Source organism: Desulfovibrio sp. Fe33, from assembly GCF_028532725.1.
Taxonomy (GTDB): Bacteria; Desulfobacterota; Desulfovibrionia; order Desulfovibrionales; family Desulfovibrionaceae; genus Pseudodesulfovibrio.
On record NZ_JAQKGU010000003.1, the window covers coordinates 141,204 to 161,760 of the forward strand.

General features: G+C 54.6%; 19 protein-coding genes and 1 tRNA gene. 7 read left to right on the top strand and 13 right to left on the bottom strand.

Annotation, left to right across the window (positions count from 1 at the left end; all coding sequences use genetic code 11):
• Window positions 1–106: 106 nt before the first annotated feature.
• On the top strand, window positions 107–2,170 hold the full coding sequence (locus PSN43_RS05785) for a tetratricopeptide repeat protein (protein ID WP_272699779.1): 2,064 nt from the start codon (window positions 107–109) through the stop codon (window positions 2,168–2,170).
• Window positions 2,171–2,727: 557 nt separating this feature from the next.
• On the opposite strand, the gene PSN43_RS05790 is transcribed toward PSN43_RS05785, so the two are convergent.
• The 5 genes from PSN43_RS05790 to PSN43_RS05810 form a co-directional block, all read right to left on the bottom strand.
• Window positions 2,728–3,591, bottom strand: coding sequence for a phosphonopyruvate hydrolase (locus PSN43_RS05790; RefSeq protein WP_272699780.1), 864 nt, complete (start codon window positions 3,589–3,591; stop codon window positions 2,728–2,730).
• A 13-nt stretch (window positions 3,592–3,604) separates the two neighbouring features.
• Window positions 3,605–4,807, bottom strand: coding sequence for a pyridoxal phosphate-dependent aminotransferase (locus PSN43_RS05795; protein WP_272699781.1), 1,203 nt, complete (start codon window positions 4,805–4,807; stop codon window positions 3,605–3,607).
• Between the two features lie 142 nt (window positions 4,808–4,949).
• Window positions 4,950–5,924, bottom strand: coding sequence for an extracellular solute-binding protein (locus tag PSN43_RS05800; protein WP_272699782.1), 975 nt, complete (start codon window positions 5,922–5,924; stop codon window positions 4,950–4,952).
• A 38-nt stretch (window positions 5,925–5,962) separates the two neighbouring features.
• The gene (locus PSN43_RS05805; protein WP_272699783.1) at window positions 5,963–7,600 is read right to left on the bottom strand and encodes an ABC transporter permease; all 1,638 of its coding nucleotides are present in this window, start codon (window positions 7,598–7,600) and stop codon (window positions 5,963–5,965) included.
• A gap of 5 nt (window positions 7,601–7,605) precedes the next feature.
• Entirely contained in the window at window positions 7,606–8,679 is a 1,074-nt protein-coding gene (locus tag PSN43_RS05810; RefSeq protein ID WP_272699784.1) for an ABC transporter ATP-binding protein, read from the bottom strand.
• Between the two features lie 256 nt (window positions 8,680–8,935).
• Here PSN43_RS05810 and PSN43_RS05815 point away from each other — a divergent pair, with 256 nt between their 5' ends.
• On the top strand, window positions 8,936–9,814 hold the full coding sequence (locus tag PSN43_RS05815) for a LysR substrate-binding domain-containing protein (RefSeq protein ID WP_272699785.1): 879 nt from the start codon (window positions 8,936–8,938) through the stop codon (window positions 9,812–9,814).
• A gap of 556 nt (window positions 9,815–10,370) precedes the next feature.
• Here PSN43_RS05815 and PSN43_RS05820 read toward each other — a convergent pair.
• From PSN43_RS05820 to rimI, 5 genes are all read right to left on the bottom strand, one after another.
• Window positions 10,371–10,457: transfer RNA gene (locus PSN43_RS05820), tRNA-Leu, on the bottom strand.
• Window positions 10,458–10,473: 16 nt separating this feature from the next.
• Entirely contained in the window at window positions 10,474–10,824 is a 351-nt protein-coding gene (gene secG / locus PSN43_RS05825) for a preprotein translocase subunit SecG (protein WP_272699786.1), read from the bottom strand.
• Window positions 10,825–10,864: 40 nt separating this feature from the next.
• On the bottom strand, window positions 10,865–11,620 hold the full coding sequence (tpiA, locus tag PSN43_RS05830) for a triose-phosphate isomerase (protein ID WP_272699787.1): 756 nt from the start codon (window positions 11,618–11,620) through the stop codon (window positions 10,865–10,867).
• 2 nt (window positions 11,621–11,622) lie between these two features.
• Window positions 11,623–12,819: a phosphoglycerate kinase gene (locus PSN43_RS05835; RefSeq protein WP_272699788.1), complete on the bottom strand. Its 1,197-nt coding sequence runs from the start codon at window positions 12,817–12,819 to the stop codon at window positions 11,623–11,625.
• Between the two features lie 11 nt (window positions 12,820–12,830).
• A complete protein-coding gene (rimI, locus tag PSN43_RS05840; RefSeq protein WP_272699789.1) occupies window positions 12,831–13,286 on the bottom strand; it encodes a ribosomal protein S18-alanine N-acetyltransferase in 456 nt (151 codons plus the stop codon).
• 86 nt (window positions 13,287–13,372) lie between these two features.
• Between rimI and PSN43_RS05845 the strand changes: the two genes are divergently transcribed.
• A complete protein-coding gene (locus PSN43_RS05845; protein WP_272699790.1) occupies window positions 13,373–13,909 on the top strand; it encodes an NUDIX hydrolase in 537 nt (178 codons plus the stop codon).
• Here the strand turns inward: PSN43_RS05845 and PSN43_RS05850 are convergent.
• Both PSN43_RS05850 and PSN43_RS05855 read right to left on the bottom strand, forming a co-directional pair.
• The gene (locus PSN43_RS05850) at window positions 13,906–14,700 is read right to left on the bottom strand and encodes an inositol monophosphatase family protein (RefSeq protein WP_272699791.1); all 795 of its coding nucleotides are present in this window, start codon (window positions 14,698–14,700) and stop codon (window positions 13,906–13,908) included. The two genes, PSN43_RS05845 and PSN43_RS05850, sit on opposite strands and share 4 nt — an antisense overlap.
• Window positions 14,701–14,768: 68 nt before the next feature.
• A complete protein-coding gene (locus PSN43_RS05855; protein ID WP_272699792.1) occupies window positions 14,769–14,972 on the bottom strand; it encodes a DUF6485 family protein in 204 nt (67 codons plus the stop codon).
• Between the two features lie 273 nt (window positions 14,973–15,245).
• On the opposite strand from PSN43_RS05855, the gene PSN43_RS05860 reads away from it, so the two are divergent.
• Window positions 15,246–16,982 (top strand): hypothetical protein, encoded by a 1,737-nt coding sequence (locus PSN43_RS05860; RefSeq protein ID WP_272699793.1) that lies wholly within the window; start codon window positions 15,246–15,248, stop codon window positions 16,980–16,982.
• Window positions 16,983–17,003: 21 nt separating this feature from the next.
• Window positions 17,004–18,089: a glycine cleavage system aminomethyltransferase GcvT gene (gene gcvT, locus PSN43_RS05865; RefSeq protein WP_272699794.1), complete on the top strand. Its 1,086-nt coding sequence runs from the start codon at window positions 17,004–17,006 to the stop codon at window positions 18,087–18,089.
• Window positions 18,090–18,202: 113 nt separating this feature from the next.
• On the opposite strand, the gene PSN43_RS05870 is transcribed toward gcvT, so the two are convergent.
• Entirely contained in the window at window positions 18,203–18,850 is a 648-nt protein-coding gene (locus tag PSN43_RS05870) for a lysophospholipid acyltransferase family protein (RefSeq protein ID WP_272699795.1), read from the bottom strand.
• Window positions 18,851–19,013: 163 nt separating this feature from the next.
• Between PSN43_RS05870 and yedF the strand changes: the two genes are divergently transcribed.
• Window positions 19,014–19,640, top strand: coding sequence for a sulfurtransferase-like selenium metabolism protein YedF (gene yedF, locus PSN43_RS05875; RefSeq protein ID WP_272699796.1), 627 nt, complete (start codon window positions 19,014–19,016; stop codon window positions 19,638–19,640).
• A 10-nt stretch (window positions 19,641–19,650) separates the two neighbouring features.
• Entirely contained in the window at window positions 19,651–20,406 is a 756-nt protein-coding gene (locus tag PSN43_RS05880; protein WP_272699797.1) for a pseudouridine synthase, read from the top strand.
• Window positions 20,407–20,557: the final 151 nt, after the last annotated feature.

A 20,557-nucleotide genomic window follows, 5' to 3' on the forward strand; every position in this document is an offset into this window, starting at 1 on the left:
ATTCGAGATGCCGACCAAGGGACCCATTGAGCATTTTTTATGCGGCTGATAATGATGCCCCATCATGAACAGATAAAAAGGCCATTCCGGCCGGATTCGAGGAACAATGAAATCGAGACTCGTATTTTCGCTTCTGGTGGCTTTTTTGGCAGTGGCTGGGCTCAACCCCGCCCATGCCGAAGAAAAACAGTCCTTCGAGCAATGGCTTGAACACTACCGGGCCTGGGACAGACTGGAAAAGGAATACGCGCACGAGCCCTCCGCCGACACGCCCGAGGCCGTGCTCAAACGCGCTCAGGTCTATCTGAATCTCAATTCACCAGAGAAAGCCCTTGAACTCATTGAAATGACGCCTGCTTTTACCGGCCAGTCGGAAGCCGACCGTCTGTGGCTCGGAGGACAAGCCCATCGAGGGCTGGGTGATCTGACCAAAGCCGTACTTTGGTACACTCAAGCCGCCAGGTTCATGCCCGACGAGGAACTCCGCTCCCGTTTCAAGGCCGAATCGGGCCTGGAGCCCATCTGGCACGATGTATGGCTCAAGATGTACTGGTCCTGGCTTGCCAATCACACCATTTCAAGAGATTCCCAGCGAGAAGCCCTGGACCTGATAATGGCCGTGGGCATCAAAGTCTGGCCCAACGAATTCTGGAACGGTGTCCATTCTCTCCTTCAGAACCAACCGTTGGCCAATGCCGCGCCGCCCGCTTCCGCCCTTGTGTCTTCCGCCGATACCATGCTCATCGCCAAGGCCATGGCCTCGATTTCTCTTGAAAAATTCGATGAAGCATCGACTCATATCACCAAGCTGTCCAACGAAACAGTCCGCCAGTTCTGGGCTTCGACCCTGTATTTTCTCAATAGCGGCAACACGCCGACAAACATTGATGTTTTCCTCGAAGGAAACTATCTGAAGGCGTATGCATTCTGGTCGGGCAATGTCCTGGCGCCTTATTCCAAGTCCCGGACCGATTGGTTCCTGGGCAATCCGGACTCCGCCGCCTGGACAAAATTCCGCAACAACATCCTGAACATGCCCCCGGAAGCGGCGGAAAAAGCTATCGACAACGAGCTGGGCTCCATGCTCATTTCAGAGCAGACCGCCGCCTTGTTGCGTAATTTCAAGCTCGCCCTGTCTCTTGCCAACGGCAACACCTCTGCTGCGGCAACCACCTGGAACAGCACGGATAAAAGCACTTTGCCAATCTGCCTCAGGCTGGCCGGGACCCTGGCCTTCAAGGAAAGCTTGAACAAAGTTCTGCCCGAAAATCCGGGCGAAGCCTTTGCTCTGTACCCGGTTTTGGCCGCCCTCTCCGGGGCCGCCGGTATGGATGTTCACCCCAAGACCGAAGCCCCCTTCTGGACCGCCGCCCCGCAGGACCAGTTGCAATCCCTTTCTACCGTCAGGTATCCCCTGGATCGGCTGCTGCTTTTAGCCTATTGGCAGCAACGCTTCACCCAATCTCCGTCCGTTGAACTGGCCAAACGCGGCGCTTATCTTTTCGACGACACGTCCTTCGGCATACGCAGCCTGATTCATCTCGCCGACGACGCGGTGAAGAACAAGCAGTTACAACACGGGGCCTTTTATCTGAACCGGATAGACGACACCGCCCTGCCACCCGAGTTGCGGATGGCCTGGCTGGATATCAAGACCCGCCTGGAACTGGACGCCGGAAGCCAAGGCAAGGCGCTTGAGACTTATCAGGACATGGTCAAGACCGATGAACCTATCCCGGTGATGACCCGGCTGCGCATGGCACTTCTTTACCAGCAGCGAAGGGAATATGAGGCTGCTCAAAAGGAATTGCTGGCCATGTGGGACGCCCGGGCGAGCATGACCACCGCTTTGCAGGCCGAGACCTTGTTCTGGCTCGGCGAGGGCGAACAGGCCATGCGCAACCCGGATAAGGCCTTGGACTATTACCTCAAATTGGCGTGGCAATATCCCCAGGAAAACATCTGGGCCTTGACCGCCATGTATCGCGCCTCCCTGATCTATGAAAAACGGGGCAAATACGAAACCGCCAAAAAGCTGCTCGGAACCGTGGTGCGCAACGCTGCCCGCAAGGAACAGCGAGTCGCCGCCCAAGCCCGCATCGACGCCATCGACAAGAAGATGGGCGAGGAAAAGAACGAGGGTGAAAGCACGCTGGTCTACCCGTTCTAGGCGAGACGACCGGACTGACCATTGAATCGGCCATCGGCAGGGTGCCTTGAGCACCCTGCCGATGGCCCTCAGCGTCAACGTCCCGGCTATTTCTCATTGTAACTCTCCGCCCACCTGTCCATAGGCTCATCCCAGACTCCATGGGTGCAGAGGCCCCCGCTACTCCCCTCCACCTGCCAGACCATTTTGTGTTCGACGGCCTCTCCGGCGAATTCCCCCCGACTAGCTGCCGCCAATTCCCGAATAACATGGAGACCAACGGCAAATAATGCGTTTGGGAATGAGACTTCATCTCATCCTCGATTTGCCGAAAGTACAGGGTGGCCCAACGTGGGACATGCAAATCTCAAAACACACGCACATCTTTCATTGAGATCTTCGGACAGGGCATACACATGAAGCTTGACGGCTATAGCCTTAACGAATAGCCGACTAAGAAAAGGAAAGGGTTGCAACCAACCGGCTGCAACCCTTAATTTTACTCTTTATGGAGAGGTGATACTTGGTATTTATCCGAGCATAGCCCTACTCGGCTGATCTTTTGGCCTTCAAGCCCACTACCGAATGTACCGCTTTTCATTTTCCTTCATGGCCGCCACGTCCTGCAACCTGAAAATTTCCGTTACCGGAACAACGTGGCTGTCGGCATTTTGGATACCGCCATCCCGCCGTATCTCGGCAAAGACATCCTGCATCGCCTTGACCGAAGCGCGTATGGCGTGATTGCCGTATATGACGACGCCGACCTTTCCGGTCCGCTTCATTTTCTCTTCGGTCAACTCGGGATAGCTGGTAGGGATCAGGACCACGGGCACCCGTCCGCTCCACTTGTCCAGAAAACCGAGGATTTCATCGGGACTCTTTGATTTGGAGTGCACAAGGATCATATCGGCTCCGGCCTCAACGTAGGCATCGGCGCGGGCCAGAGCCTCTTCGATCCCCTTTCCCGCAATCAGCGCTTCGGTACGGGCGATTATTACAAAGTCGGGCGATCGCCTGGCTGCGACAGCCGCCTCCACTTTGCCTTGAAATTCCTGAATGGGAACCAATTCCTGCCGCCCCCCTTTCAAGAGGCTTGTATCCTTCGGGAACTTCTTGTCTTCCATGACGACCGCTGCCGCCCCAGCCTGCTCGTAGGCGCTGACCACATGCATTACATTGATGGCATTGCCGTACCCTGTGTCGATGTCGGCAATAATGGGTATCGACACTTGCGAAGCCATGGCCCGTGTGTTGTCGAGATGCTGCGTCAACGACAGCAGGCTGGCGTCAGGGATGCCGTATGCCGCCGACAGCTCAAAACCGCTCGCCCAAATCCCATTAAATCCGGCCTCTTCGGCAAGCTTGGCGGAAAGGGGGTTATGCGCGGCCATCGCATGAAAAATGCCGTTCTGCTCTATGATGCTTTTAATTCTGTTCATAATGGCCCTCCCGTTATTTCAACTCGGCGCAGGACGCTTCTATCCGGTCGATTCCCTTGGAAAGGTTCTCCAGGGAAGCGGCGCAGGAAATCCTGAAATGCCCGGGAGCGAAGAACGCCGAACCCGGTACAACGGCGACGCCCGCCGATTCCATGAAGTGCATCCCAAGCTCTATGTCATTGGCTATGGTTTCGCCTTCAGGCGTCTTTTTACCGATCAAATCGGAACAATCGACAAAGACATAAAAGGAACCGCTCGGCATCGAACAATTCAACCCGTCTATCTTGTTGATTCTTTCGACTGTAAACTGGATTCGCCGATAGTAATCCTCGATGAACTGAGTGATGTGCTCCTGCGGACCGTTGAGCGCCTCGATTGCGGCCACCTGCGAAATGGAGCAGGCATGGGATGTCGTTTGGGACTGGACCAGATTCATCGTTTTTATCAGATGCGCCGGACCCGCGCCGTATCCTACCCGCCAACCCGTCATGCAGTATGTCTTCGAAAGACTGTTGACCACCAGGCAGCGATCGGCCAAATCAGGCGCGACTTCGGCCATGGTGGCGAATCGGGTCCCGGGATAGGTAAATTTTTCGTATACATCGTCAGACATGACGGAGACATGGGGATAGCGCCGAAGCAGCTCGGCGATGATCTTGAGGTCCCCTTCCTGATACACCGCGCCCGACGGATTGTTGGGCGAATTGAATATGATCCATTTTGTCCGGTCTGTAATTTTGGCTTCAAGCTCTTGGGGATCAAGCAGATAGGAATTATCCTTGCGGCATTCCACGAAAATCGGAGTTCCCCCTGCGAGTGAAACCATATCGGGATAGGACACCCAGCACGGCGTGGGGATCAGGACCTCGTCCCCCTTGTCCAGGGTCGCCACCAGGGCGTTGTACAACACCTGCTTGGCGCCCGTGCCGACCGTTATCTGGTCGGGCGTGTACCTGAGGTTGTTATCCTTCGCCAATTTGTCGCATATGGCTTCCCGAAGAGGGAGAATGCCGGGGACGGAGGTGTATCGAGTATGCCCTTCACGCATAGCCCTTTCTCCCGCATCGATGATGTTCATGGGAGTATCGTAGTCGGGTTCGCCGAGGCTGAGGGAAATGACTTCCCGCCCCTGCGCGTTCAGGTTGGCGGCGATCTGTGCGATCGCCTTGGTCTGGGAAGGCTTCACGTTGGCCAATTTTTTCGCGATATTGATCATTTAGGTACCTATGCCCATGAAAGTCTTCCGAACGAAACCTTCGAATGGGATAAAAGTTGAGGGGGAAACAATTCAGGGCGCCCTTCCCTAGGCGGATTCGAGGTTACGGCCCCGAATCCGCCTCAAAAGAGGGATTTATCTTTTATTTGGAAGCGAGCGCATCCTTCCAGATCTTGATGACCTTGTCCTTTTCGGCTCCGGCCTGCTGCTGATCAACGGGGAAGACCTTGATGTCCTTCATGTTGGGAAGCGCCGAAGATGCGGAGACATCGACATCGGCTCTCGTAGGTCTTCTGAAGCTCTTCTCGAAAATCGTCTGCTGAGCCTCTTTGGACATCATGATATCAAACAGCTTCTTCGCGTTTTCGGCATGGGGCGCGCCCTTGATGATGAACATGCCTTCGGGAGACAGGAACGTTCCTTCCTCGGGGTACACAAGCTTGATGGAACGCTGTCCGCTGGCCACATAGCGATAAGCGGCGTATTCAATCGTGACGCCGATCGGATATTCACCCTGGGCCACGCCCTTGTAGACGCTGCTGGAACCACCGGTGACCGTGACGCGCTTCGCCAGTTTTTTCACGCCCTCTTCACCGTACTTCTTGTAAATGCCGTAAAGCTGAAGATAGGCGGAACTGGATGCGGACGGATCGGCAAAGGCTATTCTGTCCTCGCCTGCACCGTTGAGAATGTCGTCCCAGCCCTTGGGCATTTCCCCTTTGACCTGATCTTTGTTGACCATCAAAACGACCACATGGACATTGGTGCCGAGCCATTTGCCGTCAGGTCCGCGCAGAGATTCAGGGACGGTTTTCCCCTGTTCGGAATCATACGATTCCGCCATGTCGACGTAACCGGCGAGGGTGCCGAAACCGCTGCTCCAAAAGACATCACCGCTCGGCGCACCCTTTTCCGCGACAACGCGCTGAAGCAATACGCCAGTTTTTCCTCTGATGACGTTCACATGCATATCCGGGGCCTGCTTTTTGACCGTTTCGAGAATGACCTGAACGGAGTCTTCGCTATTGGTAGCGTAAAGCGTCACATCTTCCCCGGCGCGGGCTTGCGTTGCGAACGCCGCAAGGCAAACAAGAAAGGCGGCTAACAACTTTTTCATTGGAATCTCCTTTTGCTCTTTTTCAATTATTTTAGGGGTTATTTAAACAATTCCACTTTAGTGAATTTGGTGACCAGGAAAATGGGCGTCAGAATAAGGACGATCATGACCACTCCATAAGCGGAGGCTTGCGCCATGAGATCGCTGTCGATCAAATTGTAGATTTTTATGGGCAATGTTTCCTGGCTGGGGTGATACAGCAGGAGTGTCGACGCCAGTTCCGCCATGGTCATCGCCCACATCAGAACCGCGGCGGAAGTAATGCCGGGGGCCATGAGCGGGGCAACCACCTTCCGGAAGCTCTTCATCGGAGAGGTGCCGAGGCTGATGGCGGCCTCCTCTATCGAGTCGGGTATGTTGAACAAGTTGGCGGAAGCATTTCTGACGGAAAACGGCAGTCGCCGGAGGGTCAACGCCAAAACCATAATGATGGGAGTGCCGGTTAACGGAATCAATCCCGCATTGAAGGTTTGAGAAAGGGCTATCCCCAGCACGGTTCCGAAAATGGCCATCGGAAGCATGACCATGAAATCAAGGGCTTCGGTCAATGCATTTTTCTTCTTGATGATCAGATAGGAAGCAGTCGTGCCGAATACGACGCCCAAGACCGTTGCCGAAAATGCGTATGAAATGGAATTGACTATGATTTCCACTCCATAATCGGCTACGTTGGCGAAATGTTTCAGGGTGAAATGGCCCCAATGCATCACCGGCCCGGTGGAATCGGTGATCGAACCGGCCAAGACAAGCCCGAGGGGAAGCAGCGTCACAGCCAAAAGGGCAAGCACGGCCACATACGCGGCAACGCCCCATGCTCCTTTGATCGGAAGCGCTTTCATGGAGCGGCCCTGCCTCATTTCAAAACGCGATTTTCCGACAAACCGCTTCTGAACGAACAGAATCAACCCGACGAGGACTATGGAAATGGTTGCCAATGCGCTCTGCATCAAAGGATTCAAGCCTACCTCGCTGAGAAAGCTGTTGTAGGTCATAACCGACAGGAGCGGGACGCTCGGTCCCAGTATGATCGCGATCGAGAAATTTCCCAAAACGAGAGTGAACACAACAAGAGCGCTGGAGAGAATTGCCGGCGCCATCAGCGGGACCATGGTCCTGATCCGTGCGGAAATCGGCGATCGGCCCAAACTTTGCGCGGCCTCCTCCAGTTGAACGTCGAAGCTCCTCAAAGCTGCGAGAGACGCCATATACACATGAACATAATAAGTAATGGCCATGACGAAGATCAGCCCGGTCCACCCGTAAAATCGAGGGGCCCTGATGCCCAATTCGAGCAGCATCTGCGTAACGAACCCATTGTAGCCGAAAACAAGCAGCCAGGATTGAGTGGTAATCAATTCCGGAATAATAACGACGGTAATCGGCAGGATGCTCAACAAGGATTTGAAAGGGAAATCATAGTAAACGGTGACATAGGCAAGAGGCACACCGATAAGGACGGTTACGACGGTAACGGCGGCCGCAAGAAACAAGGAGTTGAAGAGACCTTGGAGGTAATCCCCTTCCGTAAAGAAAATCTTAAACCCTTCCAGAGTTAATGCCCCGTCGGCATTCTGAAGGCTCGCCAGAATCACCTTGAAGATCGGCAGGAGCAGAAACACTGCCAGGAAAAGGCAGGAAAGAAGGGTCAGGGCTCCCCAAGGCATGAATTTATTCATCGTCCTTAGCTCCTGACACACCGCAGAGAGGCAGGCAGCGTGGCGTATACCCTGCTTCCCTGAGCTATTTCACCGCTGGCCTTCGTCAGCGCATCATCCACGACCAGGAATTGATCTTCCGCTAATTTTACAAGGTATGACATGCTCCGGCCATGGTACCGGACCTGGACAACCCTACCCTCCAGTTGTTTGATGCCTGGAGCGGGCCTGGTTGCCACTAAAATGTCTTCAGGTCGAACAATCAGTTTTGTCCCGCCGATTTCCTCTATTTCCTGATCGTTATCGATGTGAATATCCTGCCCGCAGGACAAGGCGCAGCAAATACGATTCTCGGGGGTAAGCCGCATGGATTCAACGTCCAGAATATTGGCAGCTCCGATGAAGTCCGCAACAAAAGCCGTTTGCGGCTTTGCATAGACATCCCTTGGCGTACCAAGCTGTTCGATGGCCCCCTTTCTGATCACGGCCACGTCCGTTGCGAGTTCAAGCGCTTCCTCTTGATCGTGGGTGACCAAGACCGTTGTCGTGCCGATTTCACGCTGAATCTCCGCGATGAGCGAACGCATTTCGATTCTGAGTTTGCAGTCTAAGCTGGAAAGAGGCTCATCCATCAACAAGACGGAAGGTTTGACGACCAAAGCCCTGGCCAAAGCCACACGTTGTTGCTGACCGCCGCTCAACTCGGACGGGAACCTGTCGAGCAAATCCCCGAGGCCGACTTTTGTAGCGATATCCATGACTTCGGCATTGATGGACTTTTTACGGAACTTCCGCACCTTGAGCCCGTACGCGATATTGTCGTGAACCGTCAGGTTCGGGAAAAGCGCATGGTCCTGAAAGACAAAGCCTATGTTGCGCAAATGTGCGGGAACATGCGTCAAATCCCGATCATCGAAATAAAGGTTGCCGGAGGTGGGCTTGATAAAACCTGCAATCGTTCGCAACAAAGTGGTCTTTCCGCACCCGCTAGCCCCTAACAGCACGAAAAAACTCCCGTCTTCAATATCCAGACTGAGACGATCAATCACGGTTGTTGCGCCGTATTGAATCGTAAGATTGTGAAAATGAATAGCCGACATAAGGTCCCCAGGTTAATAGTGCCTAAAAGTGTTGCCACGAACACTTCGTAGAATCAGAACACGACTGTAACAATTCGCATTCAATTTTAATGTAAAATGAACAAATTTATTGTTGTAATACCAATATGCATTGAAATTCTCTGCACAAGAGAAGTACAACATTAAATTTTACGCTTTTCAAACGATAATATCGAATGCAAACCGTTGAGAAAATCTCAACAGTAACGACTTACAGCTTGTTTATACAGAGAAAAAAGTGTCCAGCAATTCTCCACTGAATGCGATAAATGTATTTGAAGTATCAGCACGATTGGGTAGCTTTCAAAAAGCCGCAAAAGAGCTGTGCGTAACTCCCGGTGCTGTAAGCAGACAGGTCAAACACCTGGAAGACTACGTAGGGAAGAAGTTATTCAGGCGAAAATCAAGGCGAATCGAACTCACGACCGCCGGGCGGATGTACTATTCCAAGGTGGGAGTTTCACTGGATGTTCTGCACAAGGCCACCCAGGAAATTCAATCTGCGGACGAAAAGGAAATCATTTTGATCGAGACGCCATTGACCTTTGCGATGCACTGGCTCATCCCGCGTCTCGCGGACTTCAAAAAACAATTTCCAAAGATTGACCTTCGATTGAGAACCAGCTCGGAACCGATACTGGTGCACAGGGAAATCGACCTGTTCATCCGGCGAAGTCCGAATCAGTTTTCAGGCCTTAAGGGTAAGAAATTCCTTACGGAAAAGTCGCGGCTGGTATGCGCGCCCGAAGTACTTGGAGACTTGCAGTCCTGGTCCGACGAAATGATCTATTCCTTGCCGGTTATTTCCATGCGTTCCCGACAGGACTTGTGGCCAATGTGGTTCAGGAAAGCGGAATTGAACATGAACTCGGTTGAAAACCAGATTCTCTTGGACAACACGGTTCTGGCTATCGAAGCGGCAATCCAAGGACTGGGAATCGCGCTGATTCCGGAACTTTTCTTGACGCAATACATCGACAAAGGAAGCCTTGTTTACATTCCGAAATCGCAAAAGATTACATCAGGGGCATACTACTACTTGAAATCACCCATGCATGATGAAGATAAAGCGGCCAAATTTCTCAAGTGGATCAAAAATACAATAAAAACAGACTGACATTATCAGGCATAAGAAACACACAGCCACAGGAAATCTAAAAAAATCCATCACGAGCAATTCACTCGTTTTTCCCTGCCCCCCCCATTCGTCCGCCGCGCAATCCATCAGCTTTTGCAAAAACGCCACAGAGTAACGCCGAGTGTCCAACAACAAAGCTCGCAACGCACAACCTCAGGTCGACTAAACCCTTCCGGCGACTTGATTTGATATGTAAGAGGACACGAAGATAGAATAAAATTGCGCGTACTTGCGCAGACAAAGATGCGGAAAGGCCGACAGCTTGGGACAATCCAGCCGAGACTGCTGAGAATCTTTGGTTTGATGGAAGGACGGCAAAAAGAAGGCGGAGGCGAATGTATTTGTACGGTTGTGCCAAGAGGAAGCCTCATTCGCTCCCTTTCCCCCAAAGGCCGTCCCGACTTACCGGCACAAACAACGCGACCGAAACCAGAGCCCTACATTCAATTCAAAATGAGCCGATTCAGAACAAACAATCATATCGCCAAAAAAGAGGAAGGGTTGCAGCTTGTTAGCTGCAACCCTTTTGATTTCGTGGTGCCGAGGGGGGGATTCGAACCCCCACGGAATTTCTTCCACTGCCCCCTCAAGACAGCGTGTCTACCAATTCCACCACCTCGGCACGATATGCTTTGAGCTTATTCGCTCTTGGCGTCGTCGCCGGTATCCTTGAAAGTGACTCCGGGCTTGGCCGGAGCGGCCGGCGCCTCAGTCTCAGCCGCAGGGATATTCTGCTGCAGCATGATGGAGTCCTGGCTGGATACCTTGTTGCCCGTAAGGACATTGTACCCGAGGGAAGTTACCAGAAAAACCGTTGCAAGTCCAGCGGTTACCTTAACCAGGAGTCCGCCTGCGCCGGTGCTTCCGAACATTGTGCTGCTCCCGCCGCCGAAGATGACTCCCATCCCCTCGTGACCGGACTGAAGCATTACAGCACCGATCAGAAAGATGCAAGCCAAAACATGGATGACGATGACGATGGTTTCCACAATTTTTCCCTTTTCTTAAAACTTCTTTCCGCTTACAATATCAAGCCAGTACGATTCGGCTGAAGCTTTCGCCGTGCAAGCTCGCGCCTCCTACCAACACTCCGTCCACGTTGTCAAGCGCAATAATGTCGCCGCAATTATCCGGCTTGACACTTCCACCATATAAAATCCTAATTTCATTAGCTTTTTTCCCAAAGAGAGAAATAAGATTTTTCCGGATAAAAGCATGAGCTTCGACAATTTCAGTCGGCCCCGCCACCTCACCGGTGCCGATAGCCCAGACAGGTTCGTAGGCTACCGACAATTGCTCGGGATCAAGGTCCCCGGGAACACCCCCAAGACCTATCCGCAACTGGCGTTCCAGGACTTCATGCACTCGGCCCGCCCTGCGTTCCTCGATAAGCTCTCCGATGCACAGGATGACCTTCAGCCCACGGGAGAGCCCATAGGCGGTTTTGCGGCCAACACACTCATCATCCTCGCCCAGGACGTGCCTACGCTCGGAATGACCGGTCAGGCCGTATGCCGCTCCGACGTCCGCAAGCATGACCGGCGATATCTCTCCGGTAAACGCCCCTTCATCTTCATAATAATAGTCCTGTCCGCCCGTGGAGAAACCGTCCACCGGGTTCAGGATATCGCTCACCGCCTTGAGTGCCGTGAATGGAGGGAAGACAAGCACTTCCCTGTCTTCAGGGAGCTTGCTCGCGGCCAGGTCGACCAGATCCCGGGCCGTGGCTTCAGCCTCGCCCCAGGTCTTGTACATCTTCCAATTGGCTGCCATCAGCTTCTTCATTATTAAACGCACTCCTTTAAGGCTTTGAAGGCCGGAAGCTCCTTACCTTCAAGAAATTCCAGGAAAGAACCGCCGCCGGTGGAAATGAAGCTGAATTTATCTTCCAACTTCATCAGATGAACAACGGCATCGGTATCTCCGCCGCCCACAATGGTCAGGGACTTGTCCAGTCCGGCGATGGCTTCGCAGACCGCCAGCGAACCGTTCGCGAAGGCGGTGGTCTCGAAAAGCCCCATGGGCCCATTCCATACGACGGTTTTGGCCAGCTTGAGGATGGAGACGAAGTAGGTGATGGTTTCCGGGCCGATGTCCAGAACTAAGGCGTCCGACGGGATAGTCTTGGCCGAACACACGCCTTCAGCCTGCTTTGCCTTGGGCGTTTTGGCGTAGAGAAAGTCCACAGGCAGATGCAGCTCCGACCCCATCGACTTGGCTTTGGCCATGATCTCCGCGGCCGCATCCACCAGGTCCGGCTCAACCAGCGACTGGCCCACGTCGTATCCCTGAGCCAACAGGAAGGTATTGGCCATGGCCCCGCCGATGATGATGTCGTCCACCTTGCCCAACAGGTTGTTCAGAATACCCAGCTTGGTGGACACCTTGGCGCCGCCGGAAACGCAGACGTAAGGCCGTTTTGGGGACTTTAACGCTTCGCCGAGATACTCGTACTCACGTTGCAGCAAAAAGCCGCAGCAGCAGACCTTGGCGTACCTGGGCACATCCACCACCGAAGCATTTTCGCGATGCGCGACTCCAAAGGCGTCGTTCACATACACGTCGGCCAGGGAAGCCAGCAACTTGCCGAAATCGCCCCGCTCTTCCGGCGTCTTGCCGGTCTCCTCCGGATTGAAACGCAGGTTGTCGAGCATGATGACTTGCCCAGGCTGGAGGTCGGCGGCCATCTTTACGGCCTGATCGCCGATCCGTCCCGGCACCAGGGGAACGCCCTTGCCGAGCAATTCGCCGGTCCGATTGGCCACAGGACCAAGGGAAAGCTCGGGCACGACTTTGCCCTTGGGCTTGCCCAGGTGCGCGCAAAGAATGACCGAAGCCCCCTTGTCCAGGGCGTACCGGATGGTCGGCAGGGCCGCGCGGATGCGGTTGTCGTCGGTGATGACGCCGTCTTCGATCGGAACGTTGAAGTCCACTCTGAAGAGCAATTTTTTCCCTGCGATATCCACCTGATCTATAAACAGCATACGTCAAATCCTCACGCTTCGTTGTTTTGAAAGTCGTACCGGAACAACAGTGCGTCTTCCCTGGTGTCCGGGTAATATTTCTTCCTTACGCCAATCTTCTTGTATCCGAACTTGCGGTATAAAGCCAAGGCCGGATCATTGGAGACCTTTACATCCAAAAAACTCTTGGTAATGCCGCTTTGGCTGCAAATTTCAAAACTCCTGGCCAGAAGGGCTTCGCCGAGCCCCTGCCGTCTGAAATCAGGATGCACGGCCAGATTCAGAATTTCCATCTCGTCGGCAATAAGGGAAAAGGCCATGTATCCGGCGAGAACACCGTCCCGACGCACGCCGATCACCTTGAAGGCTCCCGCCTCCAGGCCAAGCAGAAACTGCTCCCTGGTCCAGTGGTAGTCGAAGCAAAGCGCCTCAAGCTCGATGAGATCGCCGACGTCCGGCTCCCCCAATTCGACGACTTCGTCTTTCATGGCCTCTCCGTGCCCATATGGGGCTGGATATGTTGAAACATTGCGTGTATACAGGGTTTGAAAGCAAAACAAAAGAGCACACGGATATGATCTCTCCCCAAGACTCCCTCGAACAAGACGCGGACCATCTGGTCGAAGTCATCGACAAGGACAACCGCCCGCTGGCCGTGCTTTCCAAGCGCAGCGTACACCGGCAGTTGCTGATGCACCGCTCCGTCCAGGTGCTCGTTTTCAACCCCGAAAAAAAAATCTTCCTGCAAAAGCGCAACCAGAACAAACTGTTCTTCCCAGGCAGATGGGACATCTCCGCCCGCACTCATCCCAGGGCCGGTGAATCCGCGTTCGATGCCGCCGTGCGTGCTCTCAGGGAAGAGTTGAACCTGGAGATCGAACATCCTCAGTTGGTCAAAGAGCTGCCCGCCGGACCGGAAACGGGTTTTGAGCACGTTTCCCTGTTCGAGGTGACCAGAAACATCTTGCCGGTTGTTCCCAATGAGGATTCGGCATCGGAAGGATTCTACTACTCTCCGGAGGAACTGACCTGCCTGGTCAAGGAATTCCGGGAGCTGCTCACGCCGAACCTCGTGATTCTCTGGGAATCCGGCCTGCTCGTACCGGCCTAACTCCCGGCGATAAGTCCGCTCACCTTTCCGTGAATTCGGCCGTTGGTGGCCAGGATGCAGGACGATCCGAAAGCATACGGCCTGGAGGCATCATACTCACTCACCATGCCGCCCGCCTCTCGGACTAGCAGCATCCCCGCAGCCGTATCCCACGGATTGAGGGCGCGCTCGTAAAAGCCATCCAGCCGTCCGCAGGCGACATATGCCAGATCCACGGCCGCGGCACCCGCCCGGCGAATGCCCTGGGTCAAAGGCAGCAGCGTACGAAGGTTCTTCAGAATGTCTTCGAGGTGCGTCTCAATATCGTAGGGAAAACCGGTGGCCAAGAGGCATTGCTCAAGATCGCCCTCACCGGTCACGCTGATGGGTGCGCCGTTCAAGAAAGCGCCCCGCCCTTCCATTGCGGTGAACCGTTCATCCATGAGCGGCATGTTGACCATGCCGAGAACCACCCGATCACGACGCCACAAGGCGATGGAGTTGGCCACGAACGGAAGTCCGTGAGCGAAATTCGTGGTCCCGTCCACCGGATCAATGATCCAGGTCAATTCTCCAAGGTCGGTATCCTTGGCCGTCTCCTCGGCCAGAAAATCAGAACCGGGCAGAAGTGCGGCCAATTCATCCTTGAGCATGGTCTCCACGGCCATGTCGGTCTCGGTGACCAGGTCGATGCGGCCCTTGTGCCTGATCTTCCGAGTCCGGCCCGCGCCTTCCCGCACTATTTCACCGGCCCTGTCCGCAACGAGCTCAAGCCCTTGCATAACGCGCGCGACATCGAAATCACCCGTCATATATACCTCTTCTCAAGAAAAAGGGCGGTCAACCGGCCGCCCTGCTTTAATATCCCGGTAGCGCGGGTTCAGGACCTGCGCTGAATGAAAAATTCCAAGGACCTGTTGAAGGTTTTTTCCTCTTCCTTGGTGAAGTAGCAGGCAGGGAGCTCCCCCCTCTGCCGATGGTAGTGCAGACATTCGCAACAAATGCCGTGCCTGTCACAGTTATGGGTGCAAGTACAATATTGCTCGTTGATTTTCGATCGCGGGCATTGATCCTTCTTTTTCATGACAACCCCTCTGGTCACGCAGATGTGCGGTACGATTGATGCTCAAAAGCTTTGTCACAGTAGCCAACAGCAGGCAGAGAGTCAATTATTCAGGCCAATTGTTTCATCCCGGCCGGGCTGACCCGCATGAGCGCCCGGCGTGCCGCCAGGAAGCGTTTAACGCGATAAGAATACGCTAATCATTGTATTTCAGGGCAGATGAGTATAAAGATATGTGATGATCACATGAGGCTGAACGCCTCTGCTCTTTTGACTCGACCCGGACTGCTTCCGATGTGGAAAAAAGCATTCAGCCAGGCGCCTGGCTACAAAAGACAAGGGAAAAAGAAGTCCCGCATCAGGCTCGAAACCCTTGAGGAGTTCAAGGAGTTCATCGATTACGAGCACATCAAGCACTGCCTGCTGAGACCCTATTTCGAAGAGCAGGACTACCCCCTTGTTGAGGCGCGGGAGCTGCTGCCCTCCTTCGAAGTCGATCTCTATGAGCACAAGAACCTGCCCGGGTTCTCCATGGTTGCCTTCGAACGGCAGCTCAACTCCTTCCAGGAAATTTTTCAGTTCGACGCCCTGCATTCTCCGTCCGACTGGAAAGAAATGATGGTCCAGGACTCCTGTTCAGTGGAAGAAAACGTCCGGGCCACCAACATCCGCACCTTTCTGAGCCGCCTTCCCAAGCGTTACCATCCGGACTTTCAAGGCAAATTGGAATCCCGGGATATTTGCAGCATCCGCCACTACGACAAGATGCTGCCTTTTCTTCTGCAATTGGAACGGGCTCACGTCCTGGCGCTGAACTCCGCCGGGGAATTTACGCTGCAAGGAGTATACGCCTCTCTGCCGTCCAACCTGGACAGCGAGCTCAAGCAATTCGGGCTGAAGATCGGCAAATTCAAGCCGGGCAACAATCTGCTCTACGAATGCAACCGCCTGTTCGTCTACCAGTTCATGATGGAATTGTACGGCTTTCCCATCGTCTCGGAACGGCGCACTTCTTCGGCCATGTTCGCCATCCGCCTGCTGCGCCAGCATGAACGATTCATCGTGCGCGTGCTGGGCCAGAGCGACCGGACCATTACCACTCTTATGTCCCCCCCCAAGGGAACGCCGAGACGGTCCACGAAATACCCCAGGGTGGAAAAGATCGCCTTGGTCCAGGTCAACGAGAACCAGAAGGAACTGGCAGAAGTCCTTAAGGACCAGGGATTCTTCGTCGACCCTAAAAAACGGGTGGTCATTCTCAGGGTCACCTACCAGCAACACGACTACAACCCCAAGAACGTGCGTGAAGACCGCGCCCTGTCCGTGTTCAAGCAGGAAATCATCCATCCCGTGACCGGGCGTACCATCGAGGGCCTGAACATCATTCAGAACGTGCGCAACATGCTCCTGCGCCTGAACGACATCGTACGGGGCGAATACCGCATTCCCGTAAACTACAAGCGCCAGGAACTCCTCGAAAACACCGAAACGCACGAGAACCGCCTCAAGGTCCTGTTCGTCTGGCTTTCCAAGCATATGCACCGTATCGTCGATTACTCCGACGACTACTACGCCCAGTTGGTCCGCGTCCTGGACGCCTATCTGCTGGCCCCGGACAACTACGACGTTTTCAACGAATACCATGACCTGCACCAGGAAGTCTGGTCCCGGTACGGGCAGATTCAGCAAGCAAGAAAAATCAGGGTCCTTGAAGATCTGCGCTGTCGCAAGTACAAGGGTGAGACCATTTCATACAAGTGTATGCTGGAACTGATGACCGAGATCCTAAACGATCTCAAATTTGAAATCGTCAACTATTTCGACAAGCTTGTGGTTAAAATATTGATCATAGGCAATGACGTTGTCTCCGACCCATACCTTTTGCGCAAGTACGTGCATCGGGAGGACAAGGACCTCTCGCCCTATGGGCGGGACATCAAGAAACTGTACCAACAGCTGGTCATGCTGCTCGATGAGTTCCGTTCCATCCGGAAGTCCCGCATATCGAGCCAGGCCGGTTCGGGACAATAGCAACACCCCAAGGAGCATACATTGGAAAACCTGCAGACCACCCCGCTCACCCGATGGCACAGGAACAACGGCGCCAAGATGGCCCCGTTCGCCGGTTTCGACATGCCCGTGCAGTACAAGGGCATCATCATCGAGCACAAGCACACCCGGGAAAAGGCCGGCATCTTCGACATTTGCCACATGGGCGAATTCACCCTCTCCGGCAAGGGCGCCAAGGACGGACTGAACAAGATCGTCAGCCACGACCTGGATACGCTGGGTCCCGGCAAGTGCCGCTACGGCTTCCTTCTCAACGAAAACGGCGGCATCAACGACGACCTGATCGTTTACTGCAAGGCCGAAGATGAATACATGCTCGTGGTCAACGGCGCATGTCGCCAAAAGGATTTCGACCACATCGCGGCCAACCTGCCCGAAGGCCTGGTTTTCACCGACATCAGCGACGAAACCGGCAAAATAGACGTGCAGGGCCCCGAAAGCCTGGAAGTGCTCAACGATCTCTTCGGATCGAAATGGAATCATTTGAAATACTTCAATTTCGAATCGACCGACGAAATGGGATTCCCCATGATCGTCAGCCGCACCGGCTATACTGGCGAGCTGGGCTATGAACTCTACCTGCCTGCAGACAAGGTCCAGGAAATCTGGGAAAAACTGATCGCCGACGAACGGGTTGAGCCGGTCGGCCTGGGCGCTCGCGACACCCTCCGCCTGGAAATAGGCTATCCGCTCTATGGCCAGGACCTGGACGAGCAACGCACCCCCGTTGAAGCCGGAGCCGGATTCTTCCTTAAAAAGGAATCCGACTACATCGGCAAATCCGGCCTGGACCGGGTGGACGAGACCTTGATTTCCCTGACCATCGAGGGCCGTCGAACCGCCCGGCATCACGATGAGGTCTTGCTGCCCGGCGGCGAGAAGACCGGCGTGATAACCAGCGGCTCCTTCGCCCCCAGCCTTGGTCACTGCGTCGCCCTGGCCTATGTTCGGGCCGAGGATGCGGATAAGGACACCTTCATCATCAAGACCGCCCGCGCCGAACTGGAAGCGAAAAAAACCAGCCTGCCCTTCTACAAGGAAGGGACGGCCAGAATGAAAACGGAATAACCGCTTCCTACCGATCAAACGAAAAGCCCCCGACCTTTGCGCCGGGGGCTTTTTTTACAGTGCAATCGCTCGAAATGACTTCAACCGCTCAGGGAATAAAGGAAATAAAGCCCCTACTCCGGACCGAGGGAAAGCATCCGCGCCTCAAGTTTCGCGGTCTCTTGGGCAAGGACCTCTTTGGTCAACTTTTCAGTGGTCACGGTCATGGGGTCTCCGATGTAAACCGGGCAGCGCGTAAACGGCATGGGCAAAACGAAATGATCCCATGATTTGTCGAAGATTTTTTTGCGCTGGGGGTAGGCTCGAAGCGGAATGATCTTGGCTCCGGTTCGCTGAGCCAGATAGATGACGCCTTCCTTGGCCTTGTGGCGAGGGCCCTTGGGGCCGTCTATGGTGAATACGGCCATGCGGTTTTCCCGCTCCATAACCCGTTTTGCCTGAAGCAGCGCCTTGACTCCGCCCCGCGTGCTCGACCCGCGCACCGTAGTGTGGCCGATCCGCTCCAGGACCCGGGCGATGAACTCCCCGTCCTTGCTCTGGCTGACGAAAGTCACCAAATGGGAGCTCGTGATGTGTCCATAGGCGGTCACCGGAAAAATTTCACCATGCCATAAGGCCAAAACAGTGGGAGCGCCGTCCCTGTTCGCTTCAAGGAGTCTTTCGGGTTCGCCAAAGGGCTCGAAACGAATGGTCCGCGCCCACAACTTGAACAGCGAGGCGATGACAGGGGCGAATACGGCGGGATCAATCGGTATTTTCATTAGGTCGCTCTTTTTCGGATTTTTCTTTCTCTACCGGCTCGCAGGACGAAGGGCAAGAGGCTGTGGTCATTGAAATGATCTTTCGAATAACGTCGAAAGATGCATCTTATCGATTTGACCAGACAAGAAATTCTGTGCTGAGTTCAAAAGCAAAGGAGGAGACATGTCCGACATTTCCATTGATTGCAAAGGACTTCCCTGCCCTCAGCCCGTACTGCGCTGCAAGGAAACCATTGAAAAGGACGGCCCGGCCAAACTGGTGGTCGTCGTGGACAACGACGCCGCCAGGGAAAACGTATCCCGCTTCATGACCATGCAGGGGTATACGGTGCAAACGGAACGCTCCGGTTCGGAGCAGATCGTTACCGGCCTGCGTGAGGACGGGACCGGGAGCGGCACGGAATCCGATGAATGCGCCGTCATTGCCAAGGCCGAACTCAAATCCTCAGCCAACGAGAAAACGCTGGTCTTCGTGCCGGCCGAGACCATGGGTTCCGGCGACGACGAGCTTGGCGCCAGTCTTATGTTCAACTTCATGGTCACCTTGAAGGAACTCGGAGATGAACTCTGGCGCATCATCCTGGTCAATGGCGGCGTCAAGCTCGCCGTGCCCGGCAGCCGGTGCTTCGAAGAACTCAAGAAGCTGGAGGAAAGCGGCGTCTCCATCCTGGTTTGCGGCACCTGTCTGGAGTTCTTCGGCCTGACCGATCAACGCGGAGTGGGCGACGTGACCAACATGCTCGACGTGGTCACAAGCTTCCAGCTTGCCACCAAGACCATTCGGGTCTAGAAGACGGGGCATGATCAATGCCCCTTCCGAATCCATACGGCTGAACAAGTTCATCGCCCAATGCGGCGTCGCATCCCGTCGCGGCGCAGACGAAATGGTCTTTGCGGGCCGGGTGACCGTCAACGGCTCCGTGGCCGACTCGCCCGGCGTCAAAATCGACCCTGCCTGTGATGAAGTCTGCGTGGACGGCAAGTCCATTGGCCAGAAGGCAAGCGCCGACGACGTGACGCTCATCCTGCACAAGCCGGTGGAGACAGTGACCACCGCCAAAGACCCCCAGGGCCGCAAGACGGTTCTGGACCTTCTGCCTCCGGAAATCCGCAAAAGACGCCCTTTTCCGGTAGGAAGGCTGGACTTCTTTTCCGAAGGCCTGCTGCTGCTGACCACGGACGGCGACCTCTGCTACAGGCTGACGCACCCCAAATACCATCTTCCCAAGGTCTATCTCGTGACCATCCGGGGCAGTGTGCCGCAAAGCGCGGTGCTGACCATGCGCCAAGGCATGACCCTCAAGGAAGGCGAAAAGCTCGCACCGGCCAAAGTACGGGTAAAAAAACCGATAGCTGGAACACAACAGCTTGAAATAACGCTTATCCAAGGGATCAACAGACAGATTCGCAGGATGTGCGACGAGCTCGGCCTGACCATCCTGCGCCTTATGCGGGTCAGCCAGGGGCCTGTGGCGTTGGGCGACCTCAAGCGCGGCGCGTGGCGGGAACTGACCGCCGAGGAAATAGCCGCGTTAAAAAAGAACGTCGGGCTTTAAACGGGAAACACTCTCTTCAACTCTCTGAAGAGTTGGCTCAGGCGATGAAAGCCGCTTCGCGGAAAAAATCGGGTGATTTCGCCTCCGGCGGGCAAGGATTCATCCCCCTTGCTTCCCCTGTAAGCGCCTTCGGCGCGGCCGTTTCCCGATC

What these genes read in the sequence shown, in the direction of transcription:
- PSN43_RS05845 (WP_272699790.1), top strand. Translation starts at nt 13,373, where the DNA reads ATGATCTCTCCCCAAGACTCCCTCGAACAAGACGCGGACCATCTGGTC.
- tpiA (WP_272699787.1), bottom strand. Translation starts at nt 11,620, where the DNA reads ATGAAGAAGCTGATGGCAGCCAATTGGAAGATGTACAAGACCTGGGGC.
- PSN43_RS05785 (WP_272699779.1), top strand. Translation starts at nt 107, where the DNA reads ATGAAATCGAGACTCGTATTTTCGCTTCTGGTGGCTTTTTTGGCAGTG.
- PSN43_RS05810 (WP_272699784.1), bottom strand. Translation starts at nt 8,679, where the DNA reads ATGTCGGCTATTCATTTTCACAATCTTACGATTCAATACGGCGCAACA.
- PSN43_RS05850 (WP_272699791.1), bottom strand. Translation starts at nt 14,700, where the DNA reads ATGACGGGTGATTTCGATGTCGCGCGCGTTATGCAAGGGCTTGAGCTC.
- PSN43_RS05800 (WP_272699782.1), bottom strand. Translation starts at nt 5,924, where the DNA reads ATGAAAAAGTTGTTAGCCGCCTTTCTTGTTTGCCTTGCGGCGTTCGCA.
- PSN43_RS05790 (WP_272699780.1), bottom strand. Translation starts at nt 3,591, where the DNA reads ATGAACAGAATTAAAAGCATCATAGAGCAGAACGGCATTTTTCATGCG.
- rimI (WP_272699789.1), bottom strand. Translation starts at nt 13,286, where the DNA reads ATGAAAGACGAAGTCGTCGAATTGGGGGAGCCGGACGTCGGCGATCTC.
- PSN43_RS05795 (WP_272699781.1), bottom strand. Translation starts at nt 4,807, where the DNA reads ATGATCAATATCGCGAAAAAATTGGCCAACGTGAAGCCTTCCCAGACC.
- PSN43_RS05860 (WP_272699793.1), top strand. Translation starts at nt 15,246, where the DNA reads ATGTGGAAAAAAGCATTCAGCCAGGCGCCTGGCTACAAAAGACAAGGG.
- yedF (WP_272699796.1), top strand. Translation starts at nt 19,014, where the DNA reads ATGTCCGACATTTCCATTGATTGCAAAGGACTTCCCTGCCCTCAGCCC.
- PSN43_RS05805 (WP_272699783.1), bottom strand. Translation starts at nt 7,600, where the DNA reads ATGAATAAATTCATGCCTTGGGGAGCCCTGACCCTTCTTTCCTGCCTT.
- PSN43_RS05880 (WP_272699797.1), top strand. Translation starts at nt 19,651, where the DNA reads ATGATCAATGCCCCTTCCGAATCCATACGGCTGAACAAGTTCATCGCC.
- PSN43_RS05835 (WP_272699788.1), bottom strand. Translation starts at nt 12,819, where the DNA reads ATGCTGTTTATAGATCAGGTGGATATCGCAGGGAAAAAATTGCTCTTC.
- PSN43_RS05855 (WP_272699792.1), bottom strand. Translation starts at nt 14,972, where the DNA reads ATGAAAAAGAAGGATCAATGCCCGCGATCGAAAATCAACGAGCAATAT.
- PSN43_RS05870 (WP_272699795.1), bottom strand. Translation starts at nt 18,850, where the DNA reads ATGAAAATACCGATTGATCCCGCCGTATTCGCCCCTGTCATCGCCTCG.